Origin of the sequence: Hymenobacter roseosalivarius DSM 11622 (assembly GCF_900176135.1) — a bacterium.
In the GTDB taxonomy this organism is placed as follows: domain Bacteria; phylum Bacteroidota; class Bacteroidia; order Cytophagales; family Hymenobacteraceae; genus Hymenobacter; species Hymenobacter roseosalivarius.
The window spans coordinates 1-21,453 of the sequence record NZ_FWWW01000060.1 but is presented as its reverse complement, the minus strand read 5'-3'; the positions used below and the strand labels follow the sequence as shown (position 1 = coordinate 21,453).

The window sequence follows — 21,453 nt, the reverse complement described above, 5'->3', positions numbered from 1 at the left end:
ATAAACTTAATAGCTCTTTATATTATCTCCCTAAAAAAGCCCCCCAGAAGTATCTGGGGGGCTTTTTTAGGGAGATGCACTTTGGCAGACTATCCCAAGAAAGTATTAATGCAAAGCCTTTTCAAGTTCATTCGTGGCAGTCCGATCGGTCAATACCGACTGATAAATAGCGACTAATTGCTGATAATTACGCTCAGGAGAGTAGCGTGTATCGTACGACTTACGGGCACTCTGTCCAAGCTTTACGGCCAGCTCAGAATCACCGCACAATCGTTTCGCTTGTGCAATCAAGTCGTCGGCATTGCCAGGTTCAAAATGCAAGCCGTTGACTTCATGTTGAATTAACTCCCCTAGTCCACCTAGCCGTGAAGCTATTACGGGAGTACCAGCGGCGAATGCTTCCAACACTACCAGCGGCATTCCCTCGTACCATGTAGAAGCCACAATAAGGGCGCGCGCGTGCTGAAGTGCTGCGGCTACTATCTCGCGCGTGCTGAAACCGGTATAAATAATGGAAGGACACCTGGCAGCACACTCTTCTACTTCGGAGCGCAAGGGTCCATCACCAATAATATGCAGAGGTAATTTTCCCTTCTCCGCTGCACTCAGTAAAACCTCAATCCCTTTTTCGGGGGTCAATCTACCAATAAACAGCAGTTGCTCTTGGCGTTGGACTGGCCCGATCCCACAATCAGGCACCGAATTTACTTTTATAACAACCTGCTCTGGCCGCAGCTTGAGAGAGGAATTAACAATAATATTCCGAGCGAAATCAGTGAGCACCAAATACCTGTCAACCTTATCGCGCCAGGTGCCAAGTATCTTATGAACCCCGGTCATGACAGCGACGGAAGCCGTCTGGGCGCGCGAGTTTCGGTAAACGCCTCGTCTGATAGCATCCCAAGGCAGGATTTTATTTACGCTTCTCTCATAAATCTGACCAGCGGTATACAGTATGGCGCTGGGGCACACCAGACGGTAATTGTGCAGGGTCATCACGACGGGTACGCCAGCGGCAGCGGCGGCATAGAGCAAAGAAGGTGACCCGACCGGAAAGAAATTATGTATATGAATTATATCTGGTTGATATGCCTCAATTTTCTTCTTTAACAAACGGGCACTGCTCGGATTGTACAAGCTTCGCAAGCCGGTGAGCAGCTTATCCCACGCCGACTGAATGTGGTCGTTGTCAAACTCTAAAGTATCAGTTGCGTGGCCGTGAGTTCGAAGGAGTTCTAGCTCGGCCCTAAAGACCACATCCTCACCGCCTGCCTGTTGATAGCGATTATGAAGCAAAAGAATTCGCATATCTCATTAATTGCGTGCACGGTACACCGATTGTACTGGGCGGCCTGCTAAATATTTATCAATTCCTCCATCCAGAGCCCGGCGGTAAATACCCAAGGCATCATGCACACGCTCAATAGTAGTATCTACTACGGCTGGAGTATGCGAATAGCTGATTACAAACGATGGCACCAACAAGCCGCGACGCAAAGTTTCTTGTAAGAAGAGGGTCCGAAAGGCCTGAGAAGGCTGCCCCTGCGCATCGCGTGAGCCATAAAAAAGACAGCTACTTTGCCCAAAAATCGGGACGTTCTCTTCTAAATTATGGTCGCGTACGGCGGCCAGCAGTCCCTGCCGCAACCGCTCGCCTTGTTCGTGCAGATGTGCTATCACTGGCTCCTGCCGGTATATCTGCATGACCGCCCGGGCAGCAGCCAATGAATGTGACTCAGCACCATACGTTGTTGAAAGCAGGAATACCCGGTCCCGGTCTTTTTGACGCAGACCACCCAGTTCCATTAACTCACGACGGCCGGTCAGGGCGGCAATAGAAAATCCATTGCCGAGGGCTTTGCCAAAAGCGCTCAGATCGGGGCGTATACCATGTACACCCTGCCCACCACTTACGTGGGAGCGAAAACCCGCTACTATTTCGTCGAATATCAGAATCACTCCGTTATGCGTGCAGAGGTCGCGAACGGCCTGCAGGTAGCCTGGAAGCGGTGGCACGTCGCGCTCTACTTCCATTATAGCCGCCGCTATTTTATTGGGATGAGCCGCAAATAAGGCAGCTAAAGAAGCAACATCGTTGTAGCGAAAATGAAGTGATTGCTCGCGTACGGCTTGCGGAATACCCGCACTGACGGCCGTAGTACCAATAAACCAGTCATCAACCGAGAAGAAAGGGTGGTCAGCACACACGGCTATCAGATCGCGGCCCGTGTAAGCGCGAGCCAGTTTGACGGCGGCGCTGGTAGCATCGGAGCCATTTTTGGTAAACTTAACCATGTCGCCGGCCTGAGTCAGATTCAGAAACTCCTCGGCCATTACCAACTCAAGAGTAGCTGGTCGGCCGAAGTTAATTCCTCGCGTCATCTCGGCCTGAGCCGCAATCACGACCGGAGCAAACGCGTGCCCCAGCGTGACGGAGCGCAGGCCCATACCGTATTCAATAAACTCATTACCGTCCACATCCCACACCCGGCAACCCTCGCCCCGCTCGATGTAAGGTGCCATATATTCCGGAAATTGGTCATCGCCCTTCGCATAGGTATGACTGCCACCCGGAATTACAGCGTGAAAGCGCTCCTGTAGGGCTTGAGAGGCAGCGAAGCTCGGCTCGGCGGAACTATTTCCTACAGCCGCAGTGGCAAGGTTAGCGGATGAGTTCATAGCAAATGGTACTTAACAACAAGCAAATAATTTAGTAAAACTCACTTACTGCTCTGTGTGACTGGCGCGAGCAGGTCACAAGCCAATAAAGCAGCGGCGGCTCGCTCGATTAGCCTGTAGGGTAAGCCAGATTGTTCCGCTATAGCAAGCAGAGAATGTTCTTCGTCGGACAGGTTGAGCACCCAAAGTATTGCCATCTGCCAATCGGCGCCCTCCGTACCACCGCCAACACCTTTGTAGAGCCCACGACGGCCCAGTTGAGGCTCGCCATACGGGCTTAGATTGCGGTAGTATCTATTGGTTTCGAGCACGTTGCTCACCTGACTAAATATATCTATAGCCTGACTTAGGTGTTCGGGACGCACAAAATCGAGGTTATCGGCGGAGGTGTGGTACTCAGTAAACTCCCCAAAAGGCGTGCGTGAAAGACAACCGACGGGTAGGTTAAAACCAGGTGAGCAATATTGACGCTCATCGTAGCCATAGGGCGAAAACGGGCGTATCTCGTGCGGTAAACGTGAATCACGCAATACTACTGCCACGGCCCGATCGACATCGGCAGCACCGCGGCGCGATTTCTTGTAGGTAAAATTACCAGGACCGCCTAACAGCGTAGCAACCAACCCATGCTGGATATGCTGGACGGTTTCTGTGTTTCGGCTTAGCCACGTAATAGAGCCAATGGTGCCTGGGATGAACACAAACCGATACGAGAAATGGCGGGGGTGTTCCGCTAAGTGCCGAGCCAGAAACGTAGCCACCGCAATACCCGACAGATTATCATTGGCCAGCGACGGATGACAACAATGGCAGGAGATTAGCACTTCCTCCTGGCTGCTACCGGGCAACAATAGCTCCCCATAGGTTAAGGCACCCGCCGCATCCAGAGTGCTGTCGATGCAAACCTCATAGCGGCCCTCAGGGAGAGCTAGGCGGTCGTGGTGGGCAAGACAGAAGCCCCAGTTGGGTTGATAATACGAAGTGCGATATGGGATAAGGTCAGGTTGGTCAGGCAGCGAAAACAAGTGCTCATCAAGTTCAGCGCGCGTAAACCAACTCCGCACAGGCGTGCTGTAGTTGAGTACGTGCAGGTTATGCTGCCGAAAATCAATAACCTTCTCCCCTTTCTCGTTCTTAACCCACGCATCCCGAATGTTCCATTCGGCCGGCACCGTCCAGTCGAGAACAGGCGTACCGCTGGGCACTTCATGAACTACCAGCTCAGGTAAATATTCGCGCAGAATAGCCAGCGTTTCGCGCACGCCATTGCCGGTAATGCTGCGGCAGATGGGAAACAACCGCTCCACTAACCCAAACGGCGTTCTTGGCTGCTCAGCGCTTCCCGTAGCTGCTGAGGAAGCCTGGGGGGCTTTTTTGGATAGTGGAGAAGTCATGGGGAGAAACAGCAAACGTAAGTTGAACGCTACCCTAAGCCGGTAAGATCGTTACAGAGAAGCTGGGGGGCTTTTTCGTATTCTATTGTTACCACCTCCTCAGCTTCTCTATTATAATAAGTTAGCTTAGTCGTAAACTTTAACCTCCGGAATAGGCACCACGAATTTGCCTCCCCAGCTACGAACCTCCGCCATTTGCTCCATGATTTCCTCCCGCAGATTCCAGGGTAGAATCAGTACATAGTCAGGCTTAGTTTCTTTAATATGGTTGGGGTGGAGAATAGGAATACGCGTGCCGGGCAGGAAGTTACCCTGTTTGTGCGGGCTCAGATCGACTGTATATTCCATGAAATCGGTGCGGATACCACAGTAGTTGAGTAGGGTGTTGCCTTTGCCGGGCGCGCCGTAGCCAGCTACTTTTTTGCCCGCACGCGCGGCCTCAATCAGAAAGTCCAGAAGCTTGCGTTTGGTTTCTTTTGTCTTTTCCTCAAAGGCTGCATACAACGCTAAATCAAGGATGCCTGCTTCTACTTCGCGCTCCCTCAATTCGGCAACCCGCTCAGTTACCAACTGGGCCTCATGAGCGGTGTGGCGGGCAAAGATGCGCAGCGACCCACCATGAGTTGGCACCTCTTCCACATCGAACAGCGTGAGGCCATGATGCGCGAAAATGCGCTCAACCGTATTAAACGACAGATAGGAGAAGTGCTCGTGATAAATCGTATCAAACTGATTTCCCTCGATCAGGCGTAGCAGGTGCGGAAACTCCATGGTGATGACGCCTTCGGGCTTGAGCAGCACCTGCATTCCTCCCACAAAGTCGTTGATATCGGGTACGTGAGCTAACACGTTGTTGCCCAACAGCAGATCAGCCTGGCCCACTGTTGTTGCGATGTGCTGCGCCGTATCCCGGCCGAAGAAGCGCACCATCGTATTGATGCCCTTTGCTTGAGCATGTTCCGCTACGTTGGCTGCGGGCTCAACCCCTAGCACAAGAATACCTTTTTCCACGAAATATTGGAGCAGATACCCGTCGTTGCTGGCAATTTCAACTACCAGACTACTGGAATTGAGGTTGAACCGTTCGGCAGCCATATCGGTGTAGCGCTGAGCATGGCGCAGCCATGAAACCGAATAGGAAGAAAAGTAAGCGTAGTCGTTGAAAACCTCCTTGGGGCTAACAAATTCATCCAGTTGCACCAAAAAGCATTCTTTGCACACACGGGCATGCAACGGGTAAAAAGGCTCGGCCATATTAAACTCAGACGGCCGCACATGGTTCTGACACAGGGGTGACGTGCCCAGATTGACGAAAGTGTGGGTAAGAGGCGTACCACAGAACCGACATGGACTAGCGGGTGGCGGCGCAAATTCAGGGTGCGCTTCTTCAACTGCACGAGCAGGCGTGGACAAGGCAGAAGCGGTGGATGATGGAATAGATATTCCCATAATGTGGGGAGAAAAATCGTTTAAAATCTAAAAAAGTAAATCAGCGATCCAAACTGTGTTTCAATTGCAGATTGCTGGCCGCCCTACAACCTGGGTAAAGCTTGTCGTCAAAACCCCTGCCTTACTACATTCTGACTGCTATCTGAACATCGGGATGGTTACGATCTTTTTCAGAAAGCAGCACGGGTTCAACAGGCCATTCGATTCCAATACTTGGGTCGTTCCAGCGCAAGGCTCGCTGAGCATCGGGCGTATATTTGGCCGATATCTGATACGCTACGTCGGTGTTATCTTGCAGGGTAATAAAGCCATGCGCAAAGTACTCCGGCACAAACAGCATGCGAAAGTTGTCAGCGGTCAGCTCCACTCCTATCCACTGCCCGTACGTAGGCGATTGCTCGCGCATATCCACAACTACATCATAAATGCCTCCCCTTGTGCAGCGCACGAGCTTGCTCTCGCCGTGGGGGGCAATTTGATAGTGCATGCCTCTCAACGTGCCGCGCTTGGGGTTTGAGGATATACTCGCCTGCTGGGGCAGCTGATGAATGCCGCGTGCGGCAAACTCATCCTCGCACCACGAGCGGGCAAAAAAACCTCGCTCATCCGACAAACGCTCCATATCGATGATAAAAGCGCCGGCTAGCTTAGTTTCAGTAAAAATCATTGCCTAATCGAATAAAATCACCTGAATACGAATCACTCTTTTTGGTGCTTCAGTACAAGAAAATCTAAGCGCTTACTGGTTCAGCAGTGACAATCGATGCATCAGCCCACTCCAGATCAACTGTTAGCTGCCCGCTTTCACGCAGGGCAGCAAGCACTTGCAGTCGCATGAGTTGCGAAGAGCGGAAGCTGGTATCGTGGAAGCCCATGCTCACCAACCCATCGCGCAACTCGGCTATGGTGTCGGGCAACGTACGCTGCGGCTGGTGCTGGGGGGCTAATTGTCGAAACAAGCTGAAGTCGACGCGATACGAACGCTTATCAGGCGGCGCGGCAGCATTCAAGCTGACAGCGGTGCCCGGAATGGCAGCAGCTACTGCTTCCGCCAATTCACGCACCTGGTAGTTCCACTGATCAGAACCCGCATTTACGGCCAGGAAATCGCCGCCATCATCAGCCGCGCGGCTGATGGCCCATTCAATAGCTCTCGCCATATCCTGCACATGAATAAGCGGCCGCCACGGCGTACCATCGCTAAGAATATGGATTTCACCGGCAGCTACCGCCCCGGCTACAAAGTCATTGACCACCAGATCTAACCGCAGACGGTCGCTCCACCCGCAGGCAGTGGCGAAGCGCAGACAGGTGATACAAAAATCAGCATCAGCCAAGGGCGCCAACTCCTGCTCACTTAATACTTTAGAGCGCGCGTAAGCCGTAAGTGGGTTCAGAGTTGACGTCTCGGTTTTAGCACCTTCGCCTCCGGCTCCATACATGCTACAGCTGCTGGCAAATACAAAAGCGCGCACACCGGCTGCTTTTGCTCTTTGTGCCAGCCCGATACCCGCCTGATAATTTACCGCTAGGGTTACCTCTTCATACGCCGAGCCCATTGGGTCGTTGGAAATAGCTGCCAGATGCACAATGGCATCTACCCCTTGGAGTAACTCTGTAGGCAAGTCGCGTACATCACCAAAATGCTGGCGGTCGAGGCGTGACTCAGGTAAGCGGCCAGTGCCCGTAAGACAATGGGCAAAAAAGCCCATATCAAATCCAATCAGCTCTGCCGCGGGAAACTCCTTTCGCAGATGGCGTACGACGCCGGGCCCCACGTAGCCCATGTTACCGGTGATCAGAATGCGTTGCGGTTTCATATCAGTTGCGGAATTGTGCACTACTATGGTGTAAAGGCAGCTACCTATCAGGTAGCTTGCCTACTTAGTGCTCGACACTTATTTTGTTAATACAGAAGGCTGAGCTACGTACAATTCTTGCCCAGGAATAGAAGCGGCGTGGCCGCCGGAAGGCTGATCATTCCATACCTTCCATTTGGCTTTACCGTCAGCCCACATTTCCTCCAGCAGGTTACGGTCGCGCAGCGTATCCATAGGTTGCCAGAAACCAGTATGACGATAGGCCACCAGCTGGTTATCAGCGGCTAACTTCTCCAGAGGGCCTTTTTCCCACACTGTTGAATCAGTCTGAATGTAATCCAGTACTTGTGGCTCCAGGACAAAGAATCCCCCATTGATCCAAGGCGACTCACCACCCTCTGGCTTTTCAGTGAAGTTTGAAATTAAGCTGCTATCGTCAGTGAGATTAAATACACCAAAGCGACCGGGCGGACGCACAGCTGTTAGTGTAGCCAAAGCTCCCTGCTGCTGGTGATAAGCAATAGTCTCGCGAACATTCACGTCGCTTACTCCGTCTCCGTAGGTGAGGCAAAAAGTATTGCCATCCAGGTAGTCACGCACTCGGCGCAAACGCCCCCCAGTCATGGTTTCCTCGCCCGTATCGACCAAAGTCACGGTCCAAGGCTCGGCCCGGTTGCGATGTACCGTCATCTCATTGCGATCCAGACGAAATGTTACGTCGGCGTTGTGCAGGAAGTAATCAGCGAAATACTGTTTGATCAGGTGGCCTTTGTAGCCACAGCACACCACGAAGTCTGTAATACCATGATGGGCATAGATCTTCATAATGTGCCACAGAATTGGCTTGCCGCCCACTTCAACCATTGGCTTCGGTCGGACGCCACTTTCCTCGCTGATACGAGTGCCATAGCCACCGGCGAGTATAACTGCTTGCATGAGAAATAATGTAAGAAGGGAGATAAAGAAAGAAATCAGCAAATATTACTCCATCACAGAGAGGCTCTGCTAAATTACTTGCTCATAAGAGATATAGTTATAGTATTATCTACTGTTTTGCATTTTAATTCGGCAGGAGTTCAACGTTATAACAACTCATATGGCTCAACCTTTGGTCTTCTCGGTGCGAAGAAACGTGTTTTACAATTTTGTCTGATTAGAAAAAGGAAATATGAACTAATGCTTTGATAGCACTACCTCAGTTATTCTAACTCCACCTACAGCTACATAGAAAAGGCCCCTATCACAGTTGCCGACGATAGTCGTACGAACGTGACAGGGGCCTTTACGCGAAGTGATAGTCCTCAGATCCAAGGGCCATTTGCCCCCCAGATATAATTTAGTAGGCGTTTTTCTCGCCGCGAACCATATTCCAAACCGTTTGGAAGATGATTTTCATGTCCAGACCGAATGACCAGTTCTGCACATACTTCAGATCATACTCAACCCGCTTCTCCATAGTGCCAGCCTCACGGGTTTCGCCACGATAGCCATTCACCTGAGCATAGCCCGTGATACCTGGGGTTACAGCATGGCGCATCTGATAGGTACGGATGTGCTTAGAGTATTCTTCCAGTTGCGAGAGCATATTAGGCCGAGGACCTACTACCGACATCTGCCCCATCAATACATTGAAGAACTGAGGCAACTCATCGAGGTTGTACTTGCGTAGGTATTTGCCAATGCGAGTGATACGCATGTCGTTCTTGGTAGCCTGCAACTCCGTCTGGCCGTGGTTGGCCTGCATGGTGCGCAGCTTATAGCAAGGGAAAAGCTGGTTACGCTTACCGGGCCGCAACTGCTTGAAGAAGATTGGACCCGGAGAATCAAGTTTGATCAGTAAGCCTAACATCCCCATGACTACCGGAAACACAGTAACAATAATTGTCAGGGAGAAAAAGAGATCAAAAAGGCGCTTCATTGCCTGATTGGTGCGCATTCCCAACGGCTCATTCCGAATGGTGAGAATGGGCATATGGTCGTAGAAGTAAACATTCACATCCTGCCGAACCGTACCACTAAAGTCGGGTACGATGCGGAACGAAAGGAAGTGGTCGTCGGCGAAGCGGGACAGGTCCTCTATCAATTCGCGCTGATCGAGAGGCATGGCGAAATAGATTTCATCCACCTGCGTTTTCGAGCAGAACTCTTTTAAGTCTGCTACTGAGCCTTTTACCAATGATTTCAGATTGCCATTAACCTGCTCATCCGTAAAGAAACCGAGGAATTTGTTGCCAATCGGGTCATGAGACTCCAGAAAGCGGTGCAACTCCTGTCCACTATTGCCAGCACCTACGATGATGAAGTTCGTGTGAGCCCGAGCAATGCGGGTACAGTATACGCGGTAACCGAAAGCGAGCAGAAACCGCCCAAGAGCTACACCTACTACCGACAGGCTATATACTAATACTAAGTAGCGCACCATCAACCATTCGGTATTGAACAGCATGGCACCGGCCAGCACTAGGCCAGCGTGAATCAGGAAGGTGCGAATCAGGTAAAGGAGCTTCTCAGGATACGTTATCAGCCGGTCTATCCGATAGATATTAGCATACTCCTTAGACAAAATCCACCACAGAAGCCCAAAAATAGCAAAGAAGAAGGGATAATAGCTGTTGAATTCCCAGCTATCGAATACAAAGAAACCAGTGAGACGAAAGGCGCCAAAGATGATGAGCACGTCCACCACGGGCAAGATGATGCGCGAAGCATCAGTGTAGTGTTTATAGCGTTCCATGAGTTAGTACAAGTAGGCAGTAGGCGATGAGTAGACAGTGTTTATTGGTCCTGTACGAATACAAAGTTAAAGCATTCTGTAGTTAAAACAATATTTTTTATAACTTTTTATCTTAAAAAGATAAAAAGTTATTAACACAATAATAACATTCCGTGCTTTGACTTTAGTAAATCCAGTAAAAAGTACATTTTACTATATTATTTAGTGATTTTATGTCCTTTTACTCACAACCTCCTATAAGGTTTCATATTATTTCTGTCAAAATTGATACCACCAAGTCGTTTAGGTCTTAATCTTAGTGGTTAAAAGAGTAGATGGAGGTAAGCTAAGCCCGAGCACATGACCTCATCCAGTTTAATTACCAGCTATAAGGTGCTCATTCATAGCTTGTAATAATATTAGCTGTACACGATACTAGGAAAGAAATGACCATATGCCTACAGCTTGAAATAAATTCTATAGCAGTGCAAATAGGGTAGAAATGGCTCAAAATATTTTCTTTCTTGCCTTAAATACTCCTAGAATTCCCAGCTTGGTGCGACCTTTTAGTCCCTACTTTATGCCCCGGCAGCCTGTTGGCTCTGAGGAAACGAATTGTCTTTGAGTTAGTGTCGATAAACTGGTTCTACCTTTAACCAAGGCCTTAGCAACTGCCCAGACAGCTGTCGGGCTTCTATTATTCGGGCAAACGAGGGTAACGGGTGCTGACTCTGATTGGCATGCCAATCAGAGTCAGCGCCCGCCCGCTTCTGTTGCTTTTGATGTCGGGTACACAGGCTGGGCCGGCTGCTATGCCGCGGGTGAAATAGGTACTCAAAAAAACCGCCTAGAAAGTAAGTTTAGTGGTTTATGGTTTTTGTGGCGCTGGGGCTCCGGACTTATCAGCTTCATAGTTGGAACGGAGTCGTAAATCAAGAATCATCTTTGTAATTGGGGAGCATGTCAGACACCGAACAACAAGACCGACTGGATAAGGAAAAACAACGTGCGGCGGCGCAAGCCTTGCGCTGGGTGCGCGATGGCATGCTGGTTGGGTTAGGCAGTGGGAGTACGGCGGCTTATTTCATTCAATTGCTCGGCCAGACGCTACGAGGCGGACAGCTGCAGATTCAGGCTACGGCTACCTCGCTGGCCACTGAAGCTTTGGCTCGGCGCGCGGGCATTCCCTTACTAGAGCCCCGACGCGGGTTGCGCTTTGACCTGACCGTAGATGGGGCCGATGAGATTGGCCCACGACTAACACTTATTAAAGGCGGTGGAGGCGCCCTGCTGCGCGAGAAGGTACTGGCAACATCGTCTGACTATCTGTTGATAATTGCCGACTCATCGAAGCTGGTGCCGCAGCTGGGACAATTTCCATTGCCTCTGGAAGTGGTGCCTTTTGCGCTGCCCTGGGTGCTGGATACCGTAGCATTGCTTGGGGGAAATCCTAAGTTGCGTCTGGACAAGAAAAAAGCCCCCCAACCGGCTCACTCCGACCAAGGCAACATACTGGTGGATTGCCATTTCAAAAGCTTACCCGATCCTAATCAGCTGGCTCTTCAGCTTCAGGACATTCCAGGTATTGTAGAGCATGGCTTGTTTCTGGGCTTAGCCAGCGCGGCAATCGTGGCAGAAGGAGACCAGCTGCTTTTGCTACGGCCTAGCGCTGAGCCCGCAGATGCAGCAAGTTTTGGAGAGCTACCCAAAGAGGCTGGTCCAACTTCCCTTTAGCTTCTGCACCTCAGCAGCGGCATCAGCATCCAGAAACCAGTGCAGCTCGCCTGAAGCCGGAGCAATAAGCTGGGCTGGAAACTCCTTTACATTGCGCTCTTTGGTTAATACACGTTGTACGGCAGCAGCTTTGTCAGTTCCATACACCAAAAAAGCAACAGCCTGCGCCTGATTAATCAAAGGCGCTGTGAGCGTTATGCGGTAGGCTTGTTTCTCTTCCACAAAAACCTCCTTCGCCCCTACCCCAGCCTCTTGTAGCACCGTGGTATGCGGAAATAGAGAAGCAGTATGAGAGTTGTCGCCCAGTCCCAACAGTACCAAGTCAAAGCGCGCTTTCTTTGAGCCGAAGTAGTGCTCAATAGTCTGGGTATACCGCCGGGCCGCCTCAGCGGGGGAAAGTGCGGTATCAACCGCAAATACCTGCGCCGAAGCTATGTGCAGGGGGGCAAAAAGGGTCTTCTTAGCTAGCAGGTAATTACTTTCAGGATCGGTGTGGGGCACGTAGCGCTCATCGCCGAAAAAGAAATCGACCTTTTCCCAGATCACTCGACTCCGGTATGGGGAAGACGCCAGTAGCTCGTAGAGTTTCTTAGGAGAATTGCCCCCCGACAGCGCCACCGAGAACCGGCCATGCGTAGCTATAGCCTGGTTGGCCAGCTCAACGAAGTAATCGGCCAAGCTGGCCAGCACCTCATCGGGCGTGGGATAAATGTGCAGCTGGGGGTTGTTATTCAGTGCCATTGAGGGGGAGCGTAAACCAGTGGAACCCGTCGCGGGCGATGAGCGCCTCGGCTACTTCTGGGCCCCACGAGTCGGCCGAATAGTTGGGGAAGCTCTGGCTGGCCCGGCCCTGCCACGAGTTCAGGATGGGCATGAGCAAATCCCAGGCAGCTTCCACCTGGTCGCCGCGCATAAACAGGGTCTGGTCGCCCAGCATAGTATCCAGCAGCAAGGTTTCGTAAGCCTCCGGGGCCTGACTGGTGTAGGTGCCCTTATAATCGAACACCATATCCACGGTGTTGAGCATCATGTCGAGGCCGGGACGCTTGGCCTGAACCTGCAAGCGAATGCTCATTTCGGGCTGAATACTGATAACCAGACGATTCTGCTGCCAGCTTTCCGCGGTTTCGGGCGGAAAAACAAAGTGAGGAACGTCTTTGAACTGGATTGTTATGCTGGACGCTGAGCGGTGCATGCGCTTGCCGGTGCGCACATAAAATGGTACATCCTGCCAGCGCCAATTGTCCACGAAGAACTTTACTGCGGCGAAGGTTTCGGTATTGGACTTTAGGTTGGCTCCGGGCTCTTCCCGATAGCCTGGCACTTGCTCACCCTTCATCCAGCCGGCAGCATACTGCCCGCGCACCGCCGACTCGCGAATGTCCTCCGGCGTAAACCGGCGCATAGCCCGCAGCACATCTACTTTACGGTTGCGTACCTCATCGGCGGTAAAGTTGACGGGCGGCTCCATCGCCACCAGGCACAGTAGCTGGAGCAAATGATTTTGAATCATGTCGCGCATGGCGCCCGCGCCGTCGTAGTAACCGCTTCGCTCGCCTACGCCCAGCTGCTCGGTCACGGAAATCTGCACATGCTCGATGTAGTTGCGGTTCCAGAGCGGCTCGAAGAGGGCGTTGGCAAAGCGGAAAGCCATGATGTTCTGCACGGTTTCCTTCCCCAGATAATGGTCAATGCGATAAATCTGCCGCTCGTCAAAAATATGGGACAGCAGCCGGTTCAGCTCCCGCGACGACTCCAGATCGTGACCAAAGGGCTTTTCGATAACAATGCGCGTGCAATTAGTGTCGGAAGCGAGCTTGCTTTTGGCCAGGTTGGAGGCGATAGTCGGGAAGAACTCGGGGGCTACGGCCAGGTAATAAATTACGTTGGGCTGCACACTCCACTCCTTCTGGTACTCCTCAATGCGCTGGCCAAACTTCTTATACGTGGCGGCATCCTGCACATCAGCCGCTTGATAGACGATATGTTGGGCAAACTCCTTCCACTTATCCTTATCAGCCTTGCCGCTGCGCGAGAACTGGTTGATACCATCCAGCAGCCTGGTGCGGAACTCCTCATCCGTTAGGGCCGTACGGCCACTGCCGATAATGGCAAAGTGTTCGGGCAGCCAGCCATCCAAATACAGATGATAAAGCGCGGGCGTGAGTTTGCGGGCGTTCAAATCTCCGGTGCCGCCAAAGATGACGAAGATGGTGGGCTGACTTTTCTTGCTGGAGCTCATGCGTAGGTTTTGGCGAATAGTTAATAAATGGCGGCTGCCTACTTGTTAGGAATTACTTTCTCCTCGCTTTTCTTTTCAGGGTCCTCCTGGACTGACTTTTTGTTGGCAGCGTCCTCGTGCAGCGGCGTCCACTGGGTATGAAACACGCCCTCGTGCCCAATAAGCTCGTACGTATGTGCGCCGAAATAATCGCGCTGAGCCTGAATCAGATTTGAGGGCAGGCGGGCGCTGCGGAAGGATTCGAAGTAACTGAGCGAAGCGGTATAGGCCGGCAAAGAAATGCCCCCCAGAGCCGCTGCCGCTACTATTTCGCGAGTGCCAGGCACTGCCTGGTTTACTACTGCGGCTACCTGCGCATCCAGCAGCAGATGCTCCAGCGCCGGGTTCTGCTGGTAGGCGTTGAAGATGTCGTTTAGAAAGCTGGAGCGGATGATGCAGCCCCCACGCCATATCCTGGCTATGTCGGCTAGCTGCAATCCGTACTCATAGGTCTTGGAAGCCTTGGCCAGCAAATGCATGCCTTGGGCATACGTGACCACCATGCTGAAGTAAAAGGCCTGCTCCAGGTTGCTAAGAAAAGCCTCAGTATCTACGGCTGCCGATGTGGTTGGCGCCGGATTGCTATATAAAGTAGCTAGCTGCTCCCGCAAGGCTTTGTATTTGGACAAGTTGCGCATGGCCACGGCCGTGTCGATGGTCGGAATGGGTACTTCCAGCTCCATTGCTACCTGCGAGGTCCACATACCAGTTCCTTTGGAGCGCGCTTCGTCTTTGATATCGTCGAGTAACAGATGGTCGGTGTGGGGCGCGCGGTAGACGAAAATGTCTTTGGTTATATCCAGCAGAAAGGACTGCAGGCGGCCCGTATTCCACTGCGCGAACACCTGACCAATGGCGGCGTTATCGAGGCCCGCGCCCCGTTTCATTACCTCGTAGGTTTCGGCGATGAGCTGCATCAGGCCGTACTCGATGCCGTTGTGGACCATCTTCACGAAGTGGCCAGCGGCTCCGGGCCCAATGTAAGTTACGCAGGGCTCATCGTTTACGCGGGCCGCTATGGCTTCAAACATGGGCTGCATTACCTGATAGGCCTGCTTATCACCACCAGGCATCATGCTGGGGCCAAAACGGGCACCTTCTTCCCCGCCCGAAATACCCATGCCGAAGAAATGGAATCCGGCCGCTTTCAGAGTGGCCGCGCGGCGCGTGGTGTCCGAAAAATGGGAGTTGCCACCATCAATAACAATGTCGCCGGGGGCTAGCAGGGGGCTGAGCTCTTGAATAACGCTGTCCACGATTTTGCCAGCCGGCACCAGCAGCATAATGGATCGGGGCGTCTGAATACTGTCGATAAACTGCGCCAGATCGGTGAAGCCCTGCACCGGCTTGCCGGCCCCTTCCTCGGCCAGCAGGCTTATTTTGCTCGCATCCTTGTCATAGCCAGCTACGGCAAAGCTATGGTCGGCCAGATTCAGGAGCAGGTTGCGGCCCATGGTACCCAGGCCAATCATTCCAAACGAATACTTAGTCGGCGTTGTGCTCATCATCGGTGGTTTTCGTGCTTGGGGCTTGTCCTGCATGGCAGGTAAGTATAAGCGAAAGAAAGATCAATAGTGGCAGGAAGATATACTGCCTTTTGCGTTAGAAACGCTATGCTACAAAAGGCAAACGGTACTTAGCGTCGAGCCGTTGTAACACGACCGGTAATTTTACCTGATTATTCCCAAATAAGTACCAGCGTACCCATGATGATGAGCGTAGCGCCTACTCCGGCCTGCCAGGTGAGCTTTTCGCCCAGAAACACGATAGAGAGGACGATTGCCAGGGCCACGCTCAGCTTATCGACGGGCGCTACCTGCGACACCTTTCCCAACTGCAAAGCCCGGAAATAGAAGATCCACGACAAGCCGGTAGCCACACCCGACAAACCCAAAAACAACCAATTGGTGCGCGTGAGGGAGTGTAGCTGACCTAAGCTTCCACGCGCGATTACGATACCCCAAGCCAGCACTAAAACGACCACCGTGCGCACAGCAGTAGCCAGATTAGAGTCGACGCCTTTCACTCCGACTTTGGCCAGCACGGCGGTAAGAGCCGCAAAGAGCGCGGACAGCAGAGCAAATATCCACCACATAGCAGGAGCCGAACAGAATAATAGCCGTGAAAATCTCCTTCTACGCGGGCCCACGCTGCCTGGCCACGTCAAATTTGCCCCCCAACTGAACTGCGGAGTTTGTGGACTGCGCTACTGCAAGGAGGCCCTTCTGGTGGTAGCTACAGCTGAGCGAACAAACCAGAATTGGCTTGCTACTACCAGCGCACAAAAGGTGGGTCTATGAAATCCTAGACAGCTTCTGTATATACATCGTCAAGGCTGAGCTTCTTCTATGAGGTGTTGTTGTCTCGATGAAATTGGGCGTAGGCCCTTCTATATAACTTCGATCAGGCAGTTATTCACAGCACTATAAAGCAAGAATCCTAATCCACTAGATATGAGTGCATTAGGCTTCTTACGTGTGGGCCCACTTGGAATCGAACATTCATCACCTACCTTATTCTATACCGTCTTAAAAAGGCTTTAAATGCAGTTTAAAGCAAGTTTATGGTTCAAGTAGAAACGGGTAAAGCCAGGGAAGTTCAGAAGTTTTGTCCCGTGAGTTGTCCCGTGAACATTACCATATACCTTAGACTATTCACCTTCCGCTCTAAGCTATGTTACGCACTAAGTATTACTTAACGGACGGCAATGCCGCCGGTGAAACCGCAATCTATGCGGCCTGCTACCTGGAAGGAAAACGCCGCAAGATTTACCTTCCGCTCACGGTACTACCTGGTCACTGGGATACCAAGGCGCAAAAGTATCGGCGCAATTATCCCAATCACCCAGAAACTAATGTCTTATTAAAACTACTCAGTGAACGACTTGACGCCGCTGCCCTTGCGTCGGCCTCGAAAGGGCAATTACTCACCAGTGAGGAGTTACGAGAGGTAGTTGCCTTAACAATAGGTGGCCCGCAAGCAGATACCCCGGTCGGACTACTCGAGTTGCTGGAGCAATGGATTGAAGCTAGCCGCCGCGACAAGACCGAGAGCACGGTCAAAAGCTACCGAACCCTGCTCAACCATCTCAAAGCGTACGCAAAGTTGCGGCGTCTCCGACTTGAGTTTAGCAATGTAGATACCGCGTTTTGCGAAGCGTTTAAAAACTACTTATTGGGTACAGTCGGTATAGCTAATACCTCTGTCAACAATAACGTCAAATACCTGAAGGCGTTTTTGAATGCCACCTTTGAACAGGGAATGCATGAGTTTGCTCACTTCAAAAGATTCCGCAAGCTGGAGGATTTGCAACCAGAGGTAGTATATCTCACTCGCGCTGAAAAGACTGCGCTAGCAACTCTTAACCTTGACTACTTACCCCGGTTAGAGCAAACTAGGGACGTATTTCTGTTTGAGTGCGAGACGGGCCTGCGGTTCTCGGATGTGCAGGCCCTACGGCCGGAGCAGATACAAAATGAATTTGTGCTGCTCACCACCCTCAAAACATCTGATTTTCTGAAGGTGCCGCTTTCGCCATTGGTGCAAACGATCCTGCGCAAGTACGCTGGCGGCTCCGCTACCCATGCCCTACCGGTGAAGAGCAATCAAAAGAGCAATGAGGATCTAAAGCATATTGCTCAGCTAGCCCGTCTCACCTCCCTTACTACTACTACTCAGCTCCGGGGAAAAGTGCGTAAAGTAACTACCCGTCCCAAACATGAGTTGGTGTGTACCCACACCGCCCGGCGCACCTTCGTTACGCTGGCGCTGGAGGGAGGTATGCGGCCCAAGGTCGTGATGCGGATAACAGGTCATAAAGACTATAAGTCCCTGCACCGCTACCTCAAAATAACTGATGCCGTGGTGCAAAAGGAGTTCGGAGATTATATAAATGGACAAGATTATTTGTTGGAGAAGTAGAGATTACTCACTTTTCTTAAAACAACCGACATAATTGACCAAGGTAAATTTGCTGGGTGCATTCAAAGTCAACACAATAAATGATTTTTCTGTAAATGCCTGAACGTCCCAATACTATTCAAGAAAGGATGGCTTCAGCTAATGCTGCCTTCAAACTCTGAACAGCTGCAGGGCTCTGGAGCAGTGACTCTGGGCCCTACAGCTGAGCTACAGGCTAAGTCAACAACAGCCCCTGCCCACGGAAGAGCAGCGTGCGCCGGTGACGATGACCCTACAGTACCTGATAAGCCACTACCACAAGGCGCTACGCAATCTCATGACTATGCTGGTCCGTACGGGGCACCCGGAATGCCAGCCCTCAGGCTGAACAGCGGTGACCCCAGGCTCCGGAAGGCCAATAGAAGAAACGTTTACCGGGCGAGAACTCGTGCTGTCGAAAGCGGTGTACGACGCGCTGATCACCCACGGGGTACGGTCCACAGGCCATTCAGCGGCTAGGGAAACTGGCCGTGGCCCTGTAGGAAGCGTTTCCTCCGTATGGGTATGTAGGGCGTTCTTCCCTCATGCTAGGAAATCCGTGAGGGCAATGATTATTGGACATTGGTTTTGTAGACGTCAGTAAAAGATGCTTTGTCGCTGCTCTTGATGGCTTTGCGAAGCTGTCGAATAGCCTTATGCTTGTCTACGAATACGGACGTATAAGTAAACAAATGTAGACAAAAGCTGCCTCTGCTTACTGTATAGGCCTGTTTTTACTGCTTGAGCTAGTACATGGTTGTTCGACCAAGAAAGAATTTGTTTAAGCCAGTTCAGAAAGTTGGGGTCATAAAAAAAGAAACACTTCTCTTTCTGAACCTACTTATTAGACCTCGCTTTTGAGCCTTGGCCTGCTCAACTGGTTAACCGACAGTGATGTTCCAAAAAGCATGACTTGCTGAACCCCGCCTGGAATCCCGCGTTTTCTACCCTCGTGCCGGCATTCCTCCTAAGAATGGGCTGGGGCAATACAAGGGGCAGCCCCTGCCACGCAAGGGCTGCCTTCGTATCAATCCGCCGAGCGCTACGCCGTGACAACACGCGGGCCGGTAGTACGACCGAAATAGAACGGAATCAGCGGCTTTTCTTGCCTTCAACAGCAACCCCTGTCTTAGACGGCAGCAGGGGCCGCACGGGGCGGCGTTGTCTTCTTACTCACCAAGTACTTACTCAGGGCATTGAGCGGCAACTCCACGTATTTCCACGAGCACCACGCCAACGCAAAGATTAGCAGGAGGGTTTCTACTACCCAGTAGCCATAAGCGCACCTCTCATAAAAAGGAAGATAGCTATTCAGCCGGTTGAGCAGGGGGTACGAGCAATACAGTACCGTCAGGTGGTACAGGTAAATGCCGTAGCTAATCTTGCCGATAAAAATCAAGGTTTTATTCGTGAATACGACGTTCAACACGCCCCCTTCCTTTTCCCCCAGCGACACGAAGTAGCCAATGAGCCACACGACCAGCAAGGCCACCAACGTACGCTGCTGGAGGGGCGGATGTAGGTTAAACGCGCTACTCCCAATCATCAGGGCCACACTGCTCAACGCCAGCACACAAAGGCCTCGGTATACCTTGTCGAAGTACTGGGGTTTTTCTATCAGTACCCAGGCCAGCAAAGCGCCTAGGCCCAAGGCATCAAAACAGGTTTGCGGCAGCACGTGGCTGAAGCCGGTTGTTGGCAGGGTGCGCTGGCTGTAGAGTCCTATGCCGACAAATAGCGCCATAGCGAACGGCAACCACGGCCGCGGTAGCAACACCAGCACAAAGGGCCACAAGAGGTAAAACTGTTGTTCGACCGCCATGGTCCACAAGTGCGACAGCGGCCCCCAGTCCTGCTGCTGATAGATGACAAAGTTGGAAGTGAAATATAAATAGTTGCCGTAACTGGCCGCCGACGCCCCTTTCAACATACAATCCACTGCCACCAGCAAATAATAGGCAGGATATATTCTGAAGGCCCTTTTTACAAAGAAGTTTAGGAAGACGCCGGGCTTCGTTAGGCGCTGGAGAGTCACTGCCTTCCGGTCCTTAAGCAGCAGCGCCGTGATCAAGAAGCCGCTGATTGTAAAAAATATATCGGGCCCGGAAACTTTATCTGATAGTTGAAACAGCGGGTGGCTTTTGGGCAAGGTATGATTGATTAATACAAACATGATGGCAATGGCCCTCATGGCATCTAGTTGGGCAATATATCGCATAGAGGGGTGAGCATTACGGGTTTGACCCTACAAACCGAATTCCAGCATGTAAACATAGTTATATAATTTTATTTTTATTAATGTATTTTTATATAGATATTTTAAAAAATATAATTTCTACTCGAACAACACGAATAACCTGGGCGGTGACTGTCAGGCGCCGGATGACCACCGGCAAACTGCCACCCTTTGCGGCCCCGCAGCCCCTGCCACGTCCCGCCCCTGCTCCATCGCCTTCTGGCTGAGTAGTGCCAACGGGTTACTTAACCGCTGAAAACGCACTTAAATACTAAGGTCGGCCAAAAAGCAGCACAACAAAAGACTGCGCCGTGTTAACGGCGGGGTCTTTTTACATAAAGCAACTACTTTGCTATACCAGGGCAAACGAGCCGCTCAGATCGTGGGACAGGATTTCCAGCGCGGCATTCTTGCGGGCGTTGAAGCGGTCGGCATTCTGCTGCTAGGCTTTCTGGACACTAATATCCCGTAACGTACCACCCACTAGGATCCGCCCGTCTGGTAAGAAGGGGTCAGGCAAAACCACTGGTCCGGGGCGTGAGCGTGGGGCAAACGCCCTTCCACTTAGTCCGCCATGCGGCCCCGCACCCACAGGTGCCCGTAAGGGGCTAGGGACCGGCGGTCGTCGGGGGGTAGGCGGGCCAGCCGGGCGGGCAGCTCCTCGTTTATCTGGTCCGCGCTCCCCCCAATACGTGGGCGTTGGCTTCCGCCTGTTCCATAAAGAAGGCGGGGAGCTAGGTCATCCGAAACGGCTTGATTATCAGATAAAGATACCCGTTTTCAGCTTGCCCAGCCCACTGGCGACACGGGCATACGCTACCGCCTCGGCGCTCGGGTCTATCCAGTTTATCCTTGTGTCATGCCTTAGGCCTATCGGACCGGGTCTGGGCGAGCAGGGTACCCACGAAAGTGAACTTCAGCGCAGCCAGACCGAGGCAACTCGCTTGCGCATGAAAAAGCCTTATTAGCCGATTGTCCTTCTTTAGTATTGCTCCGCTTTTCACCTTTTACACCGACGTTTGTAAACGCTACACGACTCTGTCACCTATTATGACCGTTGGTTTAAGTAATGTGACAAGACCCAATCATATCCAGTAAGACGGGTGTTGTTAAACAAATAGGGTAAAACCGCCGACTCGGCTGATTGGGGGTAGCACGAGAGTAGGAACAGAAATTCCCGCTAAGAGCATATTAAATATTATATACTA

Annotated in this window: 15 protein-coding genes; 2 read left to right on the top strand and 13 right to left on the bottom strand. The window is 51.8% G+C overall.

Annotated features, from left to right (window positions below; genetic code table 11):
- Positions 1 to 105: 105 nt before the first annotated feature.
- The 8 genes from B9A24_RS08745 to B9A24_RS08710 all read right to left on the bottom strand — a co-directional run bounded on the left by B9A24_RS08745 (position 106) and on the right by B9A24_RS08710 (position 10,076).
- Positions 106 to 1,308 carry a glycosyltransferase family 4 protein gene (locus B9A24_RS08745; RefSeq protein ID WP_084444791.1) on the bottom strand — a complete coding sequence of 401 codons (1,203 nt, stop codon included), beginning with the start codon at positions 1,306 to 1,308 and terminating at the stop codon, positions 106 to 108.
- A 6-nt stretch (positions 1,309 to 1,314) separates the two neighbouring features.
- On the bottom strand, positions 1,315 to 2,679 hold the full coding sequence (locus B9A24_RS08740; protein ID WP_084444790.1) for a glutamate-1-semialdehyde 2,1-aminomutase: 1,365 nt from the start codon (positions 2,677 to 2,679) through the stop codon (positions 1,315 to 1,317).
- Between the two features lie 41 nt (positions 2,680 to 2,720).
- Complete coding sequence (locus B9A24_RS08735; RefSeq protein ID WP_084444789.1) at positions 2,721 to 4,073, bottom strand: DUF4910 domain-containing protein; 1,353 nt, start codon at positions 4,071 to 4,073, stop codon at positions 2,721 to 2,723.
- Positions 4,074 to 4,199: 126 nt separating this feature from the next.
- The gene (locus tag B9A24_RS08730) at positions 4,200 to 5,522 is read right to left on the bottom strand and encodes a class I SAM-dependent methyltransferase (protein WP_084444788.1); all 1,323 of its coding nucleotides are present in this window, start codon (positions 5,520 to 5,522) and stop codon (positions 4,200 to 4,202) included.
- A gap of 124 nt (positions 5,523 to 5,646) precedes the next feature.
- Positions 5,647 to 6,189 (bottom strand): dTDP-4-dehydrorhamnose 3,5-epimerase, encoded by a 543-nt coding sequence (gene rfbC, locus B9A24_RS08725; protein ID WP_084444787.1) that lies wholly within the window; start codon positions 6,187 to 6,189, stop codon positions 5,647 to 5,649.
- A gap of 64 nt (positions 6,190 to 6,253) precedes the next feature.
- Complete coding sequence (locus B9A24_RS08720; protein WP_084444786.1) at positions 6,254 to 7,342, bottom strand: NAD-dependent epimerase/dehydratase family protein; 1,089 nt, start codon at positions 7,340 to 7,342, stop codon at positions 6,254 to 6,256.
- Positions 7,343 to 7,420: 78 nt separating this feature from the next.
- A complete protein-coding gene (gene rfbF, locus B9A24_RS08715) occupies positions 7,421 to 8,278 on the bottom strand; it encodes a glucose-1-phosphate cytidylyltransferase (protein WP_084444785.1) in 858 nt (285 codons plus the stop codon).
- A gap of 400 nt (positions 8,279 to 8,678) precedes the next feature.
- Complete coding sequence (locus B9A24_RS08710; protein WP_084444784.1) at positions 8,679 to 10,076, bottom strand: undecaprenyl-phosphate glucose phosphotransferase; 1,398 nt, start codon at positions 10,074 to 10,076, stop codon at positions 8,679 to 8,681.
- 939 nt (positions 10,077 to 11,015) lie between these two features.
- On the opposite strand from B9A24_RS08710, the gene rpiA reads away from it, so the two are divergent.
- Positions 11,016 to 11,789 (top strand): ribose-5-phosphate isomerase RpiA, encoded by a 774-nt coding sequence (rpiA, locus tag B9A24_RS08705; RefSeq protein ID WP_084444783.1) that lies wholly within the window; start codon positions 11,016 to 11,018, stop codon positions 11,787 to 11,789.
- Here the strand turns inward: rpiA and pgl are convergent.
- The 4 genes from pgl to B9A24_RS08685 form a co-directional block, all read right to left on the bottom strand.
- On the bottom strand, positions 11,757 to 12,530 hold the full coding sequence (pgl, locus tag B9A24_RS08700; protein ID WP_084444795.1) for a 6-phosphogluconolactonase: 774 nt from the start codon (positions 12,528 to 12,530) through the stop codon (positions 11,757 to 11,759). The two genes, rpiA and pgl, sit on opposite strands and share 33 nt — an antisense overlap.
- Complete coding sequence (gene zwf / locus B9A24_RS08695) at positions 12,517 to 14,031, bottom strand: glucose-6-phosphate dehydrogenase (protein ID WP_084444782.1); 1,515 nt, start codon at positions 14,029 to 14,031, stop codon at positions 12,517 to 12,519. The genes pgl and zwf overlap by 14 nt, the downstream gene beginning before the upstream one ends.
- A gap of 38 nt (positions 14,032 to 14,069) precedes the next feature.
- Positions 14,070 to 15,611, bottom strand: a complete 1,542-nt coding sequence (gene gndA, locus B9A24_RS08690) for an NADP-dependent phosphogluconate dehydrogenase (RefSeq protein WP_234997127.1) — start codon at positions 15,609 to 15,611, stop codon at positions 14,070 to 14,072.
- Between the two features lie 137 nt (positions 15,612 to 15,748).
- On the bottom strand, positions 15,749 to 16,165 hold the full coding sequence (locus B9A24_RS08685) for an EamA family transporter (RefSeq protein ID WP_084444780.1): 417 nt from the start codon (positions 16,163 to 16,165) through the stop codon (positions 15,749 to 15,751).
- Between the two features lie 578 nt (positions 16,166 to 16,743).
- On the opposite strand from B9A24_RS08685, the gene B9A24_RS08680 reads away from it, so the two are divergent.
- Positions 16,744 to 17,991 carry a site-specific integrase gene (locus tag B9A24_RS08680; protein ID WP_084444779.1) on the top strand — a complete coding sequence of 416 codons (1,248 nt, stop codon included), beginning with the start codon at positions 16,744 to 16,746 and terminating at the stop codon, positions 17,989 to 17,991.
- 1,147 nt (positions 17,992 to 19,138) lie between these two features.
- Here the strand turns inward: B9A24_RS08680 and B9A24_RS08675 are convergent.
- Complete coding sequence (locus B9A24_RS08675) at positions 19,139 to 20,227, bottom strand: acyltransferase family protein (RefSeq protein WP_084444778.1); 1,089 nt, start codon at positions 20,225 to 20,227, stop codon at positions 19,139 to 19,141.
- Positions 20,228 to 21,453: the final 1,226 nt, after the last annotated feature.